Genomic DNA, 5,677 nt, shown 5'->3' on the forward strand with positions numbered 1-5,677 from the left:
CGGACTTCGCCAGCAGCTCGTAGCCGCCCGCGTCGGCGCGACGCCGCCCGCGTCGGCGTGCCCGGCGCACGGCGGCGCCGGTCGGTGCACGGCGGCGCCGTGCGGTGCACGACGGCGGGGGTCAGGCGAGGGGCGGCTCAGCCGGCGGGGCGGCGCAGCACGGTGACGGCGAAGTCGGCGTCGTCGTGCCAGGGACGCAGGTCCCACGTGGCGAAGCGATGCTCCAGCCGCAGCCCGGCGGCGACCGCGTCGGCGTCGAACCCGGTGAGCGGATAGCCGCGGTCGGTGCCGAAGCCCACCGCCATCACGCCGTCCGGGCGCAGGTGGGCGGCGACCCGGCGGAGCACGTCCCGCTCGGTGCCGGGCGCGACGAAGGCCAGCACGTTGCCGGCGATCACGGCGGCGTCGAAGGGCTCCGGTTCGCCGGCCGCCGCCAGGTCCAGCTCCGCCAGGTCGGCGACCAGCCAGCGCGGGCCCGGGTGGTCGGCGCGGGCGGCGTCGACCAGCGCCGGGTCGGCGTCCACGCCGACGACCGTGTGCCCGCGCGCGGCCAGCGCCGCGCCCACCCGGCCGGTGCCGCTGCCCGCGTCGAGGATCCGGGAGCCCGGCGGGACCAGGGCGTCCAGCAGGCGGGCCTCGCCGGCCAGGTCCGCCCCCTCGGCGGCCAGCCGGCGGAACCGGTCGATGTACCACTGCGAGTGCTCCGGACCGGTCTCGGTCACCCAACGGGTCGGCTTTCCCATGCCGTCACCGTAGCCGGACCCCCGCCGGCCCTCCGGCGGCGGGCGTGCCGACGTCGCGGCCGGGCGCGGGCGGTGCCGGTCGACCGGAGCCGGGCGACGGTCCGCCGCCCGGGCGCGCCCGCCCGGCCGTGCGGCGGTGGTCAGGTCAGCGCGAGGAAGACGGCGGCGGTGAGCGGGGCGCCGACGGCCGCCCCGGCGGCCACCTGGGCCACCGTGTGGTCGCGCAGGCGCACCCGCGACCAGGCCACGGCGGCGACCAGCGGCCAGAGCGCGTGCAGCGCGGGCCCGAAGACCAGCACCAGGACGCTCACCGAGCCGGCGGCGGTGGCGGCGTGCACGCTGAGCTTCCACCAGTGGTTGACCGCGGCGCAGGCAGCCCCGTTGACGAGGGTCGTGGCCATCAGCGCGACCAGCGGCCGGGGCGCGTCGAGGGCGGCGAGCAGCGCGACGCCGACCGCCACGGAGGCCAGCCCGAGGGCCAGTGGGCGCAGCCGCTGCGTGTGGTCGCCGATGTGCCGGTCGGTCAGCCAGCCTCGGCGTACGCCGTAGACCACCACGCCGACCGGGACGACCGCGCAGAAGACCAGGGCGGCGCCGCCCCAGCGCAGCACGCCGCCGAGGCTGCCGGTGGCCTCGGCGGCGACCAGCAACGGCAGCACGGTGACCAGCACGCTGGGCGCGAGGACCTCCGTGACCAGCCGGGCCACCCGCCGGCCGGCACTCCGGTCGGCGGGGTCGACGTCCGTCGGGTCGGCCCCGGTCGGATCGGCCCCGGCCGGGTCCACGCCGGTCGGGTCCGCACCCGGCTGGTCGGCGCCGGTCGGGTGCGGACCCGGCTGGTCGGCGCCGGGCGGGGCGGCCGTGGGCGCGTCGCCGGGGCGGGTTCCGGTGGCGGGGGAGGCTTCCACCGGGACATCGTTGGCCAGCGGGCGTCGCGCGGCAACCCCGCCCCGCCTCACCCCCGCTCCGCCTCACCCCTTCTCGGCGCCGCTGGTGAGCCCCTCCGTGAGCAGCCGTTCGCTGGCGAAGAAGAGGATCACGATGGGCAGGGTCAGGATCACCGAGCCCGCCATCAGCACCGTCTTCGGCACCTCGACCCCGTCCGCGAGCTGCGCCAGGCCGAGCGACACCGTCCACCGGTCGGGCTTGTCGACCAGGAAGAGCAGGGCGAAGAGGAACTCGTTCCAGGCGATCATGAAGTCGTACAGGGCGACGGCCATGATCGACGGGGCGGCGAGGGGGAGGCTGACCCGGCGGATGATGCCGAGCCGCCCGGCGCCGTCGATCGCCGCCGACTCCTCCAGGCTGACGGGGATGGTCTCGAAGTAGTTGCGCAGCATGTAGACGGAGACCGGCAGGGTCTGCGAGATGTAGACCAGCACCAGGCCCAGCAGCGAGCCGCGCAGCCCGGCCCGGGTGAAGAGCACGAAGAGCGGGATGGCGATGACGATCGACGGGAAGAGGTAGACCGCCAGGAAGAGGAAGTCGACCTGCCGCCGGCCGAAGAACCGCAGCCGGGCGACCGCGTACGCGCCGGGGATCGCCACGAGCAGCGTCAGCAGGGTCGCCGCGACGGCGACCAGGCCGCTGTTGCGCATGAAGGTGAGGAATCCCTGGCCGCCGTCGTCGGCGGCCTTGACCACCTCGGCGTACGTGTCGAAGGTCAGCTCGCCCAGGCCGACCACCAGCGAGCCGGGGTCGAGCAGCAGCCGCTCGATGGGTCGCACCGAGAGCACCAGCATGTAGTAGAAGGGGAAGACGGTGACCAGCAGGAACGTGGCGATCACCAGCCGGCGCAGCCAGCGCAGGCCCACCGTCTCGATCCGGTCCCGGTCCATCAGCCGTCCCTCCGTCCACCGAAGAAGCGCAGGTACACCAGCACGAACACGATCAGCACCACGGCGAGCACGACCGCCTGTGCCGCCGCGGCGCCGATGTCCGTCCGAGCGGTCAGGAACTCGTAGACCCGGACGCTGACCACCTCGGTGCCGGCGGCCCCGCCGGTGAGCAGGTAGACGTCGTCGAACTTGTTGAACGTCATGATGAAGCGCAGCACGCCCAGCAGGCCGATCACCGGCAGCAGCTGCGGCAGCAGGATGTGCCGGAACCGCTGGGTGGGGGTGGCGCCGTCGACCCGGGCGGCCTCCTCCAGCTCGCCGGGGACCGCCTGGAGCCGGGCGAGCAGGAACAGGAACGCGAACGGGAAGTAGCGCCACGCCTCGAACGCGACGACGGTGGCCAGGGCCGTCGACTCCTGGGACAGGAACGGCACCGGGGTGTCCCAGCCCAGGAACCGCCGGCCCCAGTCGTTGACGATGCCGAGCTGCGGGTCGAGCATCACCTGCCAGACGAAGGTGACCGCGACGACCGGCGCCACGTACGGCAGCAGCATCGACGCGCGCACCAGGGTGCGGCCCCGGAACGGCCGGCGTACGACCAGCGCCGCCACCAGGCCGAGCAGGATCGACCCGGTGGTGCTCGCCACGGCGTAGATCAGGGTGGTCCACAGCGTGTCGGCGAAGCCCGGCGTGTTCAGGACGCGCTCGAGGTTGTCCGTCGTGAACTCGCCGAACAGCCCGGTGCGCCGCAGCGTGGCCAGGCGTACGCGCTGGAAGGCCAGCACCACGGTCCAGACGATGGGGATGCCGATGACCGCGACCACGACGAGCAGGGTCGGGGCGACCAGCGCGAGCCCGGCGCGGGCCTCGCGGCGGCGCAGGGTCAGCGGGCGGCGACGGGGGGCCGGGGCCGGCCGCTCCCGGGTGGGGGAGCGGCCGGTGCCCGGTGCGGCGGTGGTCAATTGACGCCCGCCTTGATCGCCTCCACGTCCTTCTTCGCCCGGCCGGCGGCCGCGGCGGCGTCGGTCTTGCCGGCGACCACGTCGTTCAGGGCCTTCGGCACGGGCAGCTCGCCGAGGATCGCGCCGACCAGCTTGCCCTGGCCCTGGGTGAGGCCCCAGCGCTGGAACGTGTCGGGGCTGCGCCGCAGGCCGGCGAGCACCTCGTCGCCGTAGACCTCGGCCAGCGGCTTCTTGGCGTCCACCCCGGCCTGGCTGGCGTTCCAGGCGGTGAGGAACTTCTCCGGCTCGGCCGGGGTGCCCTTGCGGACGGGGAAACGCCCCTCGGGCGACATGCCGAACCAGCGCGGGTACGCCTCGTCGAGCAGGTGCTCCACGAAGGACTTCGCCGGGTCGGCGGCGGCGCCGTCGAGCACGGCCCACGAGCTGATCTCGCCGTACTGCGCGGGGACGGCGCCGTTCGGGCCCTTGATCGCGGTGACGAAGCCGCTGTTCCTGGCGAGGAACCCGGGGTCGGCCTGGCACTGCGGGCAGGTCGGCCTGGCGTCGTCGCGCAGCCCGGCCAGCTCGTCGAGGATGAACGGCGACCAGATCAGCATGGCCGCCTTGCCGGCGAAGTAGGTGGCCCGGGTGGTGTCCACGTCCTGCGCGCCCTTCACCGAGCTGGTGCGCATCAGGTCGCCGTAGAACCGGAACGCCTCGACGCACTCGGGGGAGTCTAGCCGCACGGCCCCGGAGTCGTCGGCGAGCTGGCAGTTGTTGGCCAGCGCCAGGTGCTCGAAGGTCTGCTGGGTGAACACGTCGCCGGGGGCGGTGGCGGCGGTGATGCCGGCGACCCCGCCGGTGTTCAGCTTCGCCGCGGCGGCGGCGATCTTCTCGTACGTGTCGGGGGCGGGCAGCCCGGCCGCGTCGAAGAGGTCCTTGCGGTAGACGAGGAGCTGGCCCCAGCCGTCGCTGGGCACGGCGAGCTGCCGGCCGTCCTCCGCCGTCAGCTCCAGGGCGCGCGGCGAGAAGGTCTGCCGGCCGAGCGCCTCGACGACCTCCCCGTTCGCCGAGGGGTGCAGCAGTTCGTTGCCGGCGAGGGTGCGCACCGCGGCCAGCGACACCGATCCCACCACGTCGGGCAGCTCGCCCGCGGCGGCGCTGGAGGCGATCAGCGAGGGGAACTGGTCCTCGTTGACGGTGACCAGGTCGACCGCGATGCCGGTCTTCGCGGTGAAGTCCGCGACGATCGCCTTGGTGGCGGTGACCCGGTCGGCCACGTCCTCCAGGCTCCACACGGTGATCTTCCGGCTGTCGCTGTCGGACTCCTCGCCGCCGCAGGCCAGCAGGCCGGCCCCGGTGACTGCCATGATCAGGGTGGCGGCGAGTATCCGCATCGGAGGTGCTGACATCGATGGCACTCCTCTCGAAGGGTATACAAGGGATTCAACGCCTTCGATTGATCAATTACAAGACATATGCCGATTTTTTGCCTACGATGGAACCCAGTGCTACCGGGATGTGACTCATGGTCAACTGGGTTGTCTCACTCGCCGGGCCCCGACGGATCAGCCTCGAGCCCTGCCCCCCGGATCCGCTCGGCCCCGGTCAGGTCCGCGTCCGCACCTGCTACTCCGGCATCTCGGCCGGCACCGAGCTCACCCTCTACCGGGGCAGCAACCCCCGGCTGAGCAAGGACTGGGACGACGTCAGCCGGATGTTCGTGCCCCGGCAGAGCACCGTGCCGTACCCGCTGGTGGGCTTCGGCTACGAGGAGGTCGGCGAGGTCGTCGAGGCCGCGCCCGACGTGGCCGACCGGCGGGCCGGGCAGGTCGTCTGGGGCATCTGGGGGCACCGCGCCGAGGCCGTCGTGGCCGCCGAGGCGGTGCACCCGCTGCCCGCCGGGCTCGATCCGCTCGCGGCGGTATTCGCCCGCCCCGGGGCGATCGCCCTCACCGCGGTGCTCGCCGGCGACCTGCACCTCGGCGACTGGGTCGGGGTCTTCGGGCAGGGCGTCATCGGGTTGCTCGCCACCCGGCTCGCCGCCCTCTCCGGCGCCCGGGTCGTCGCCGTCGACCGGGTGCCCGCCCGGCTGGCGCACGCCACCCGCCTGGGCGCCCGCGTCGCCGGCGCCGCGGGCGCCCAGGCGGGTGGC

5 protein-coding genes and 1 pseudogene are annotated in these 5,677 nt (G+C 74.2%); 1 reads left to right on the plus strand and 5 read right to left on the minus strand.

Annotated features, from left to right (window positions below; all coding sequences use genetic code 11):
- Positions 1 to 137: 137 nt before the first annotated feature.
- From ACWENR_RS29160 to ACWENR_RS29180, 5 genes are all read right to left on the minus strand, one after another.
- Positions 138 to 743 carry a class I SAM-dependent methyltransferase gene (locus tag ACWENR_RS29160; protein ID WP_452280161.1) on the minus strand — a complete coding sequence of 202 codons (606 nt, stop codon included), beginning with the start codon at positions 741 to 743 and terminating at the stop codon, positions 138 to 140.
- Positions 744 to 883: 140 nt separating this feature from the next.
- Positions 884 to 1,651 (minus strand): phosphoesterase PA-phosphatase, encoded by a 768-nt coding sequence (locus ACWENR_RS29165; protein WP_452280162.1) that lies wholly within the window; start codon positions 1,649 to 1,651, stop codon positions 884 to 886.
- A gap of 63 nt (positions 1,652 to 1,714) precedes the next feature.
- Positions 1,715 to 2,581, minus strand: a complete 867-nt coding sequence (locus ACWENR_RS29170) for a carbohydrate ABC transporter permease (protein ID WP_452280163.1) — start codon at positions 2,579 to 2,581, stop codon at positions 1,715 to 1,717.
- Entirely contained in the window at positions 2,581 to 3,543 is a 963-nt protein-coding gene (locus ACWENR_RS29175) for a carbohydrate ABC transporter permease (RefSeq protein WP_452280164.1), read from the minus strand. Before ACWENR_RS29175 ends, ACWENR_RS29170 begins: the two co-directional genes overlap by 1 nt.
- Positions 3,540 to 4,934, minus strand: coding sequence for an ABC transporter substrate-binding protein (locus ACWENR_RS29180; protein ID WP_452280165.1), 1,395 nt, complete (start codon positions 4,932 to 4,934; stop codon positions 3,540 to 3,542). The genes ACWENR_RS29175 and ACWENR_RS29180 overlap by 4 nt, the downstream gene beginning before the upstream one ends.
- Positions 4,935 to 5,050: 116 nt before the next feature.
- Between ACWENR_RS29180 and ACWENR_RS29185 the strand changes: the two are divergent.
- Positions 5,051 to 5,677, plus strand: a pseudogene (locus ACWENR_RS29185) (oxidoreductase); the annotation flags it as partial.

The organism is Micromonospora sp. NPDC004336, assembly GCF_053602615.1.

Excerpts from the sequence above, each read along its gene's own strand:
- ACWENR_RS29160 (WP_452280161.1), bottom strand. The coding sequence starts at position 743 with ATGGGAAAGCCGACCCGTTGGGTGACCGAGACCGGTCCGGAGCACTCG.
- ACWENR_RS29170 (WP_452280163.1), bottom strand. The coding sequence starts at position 2,581 with ATGGACCGGGACCGGATCGAGACGGTGGGCCTGCGCTGGCTGCGCCGG.
- ACWENR_RS29180 (WP_452280165.1), bottom strand. The coding sequence starts at position 4,934 with ATGTCAGCACCTCCGATGCGGATACTCGCCGCCACCCTGATCATGGCA.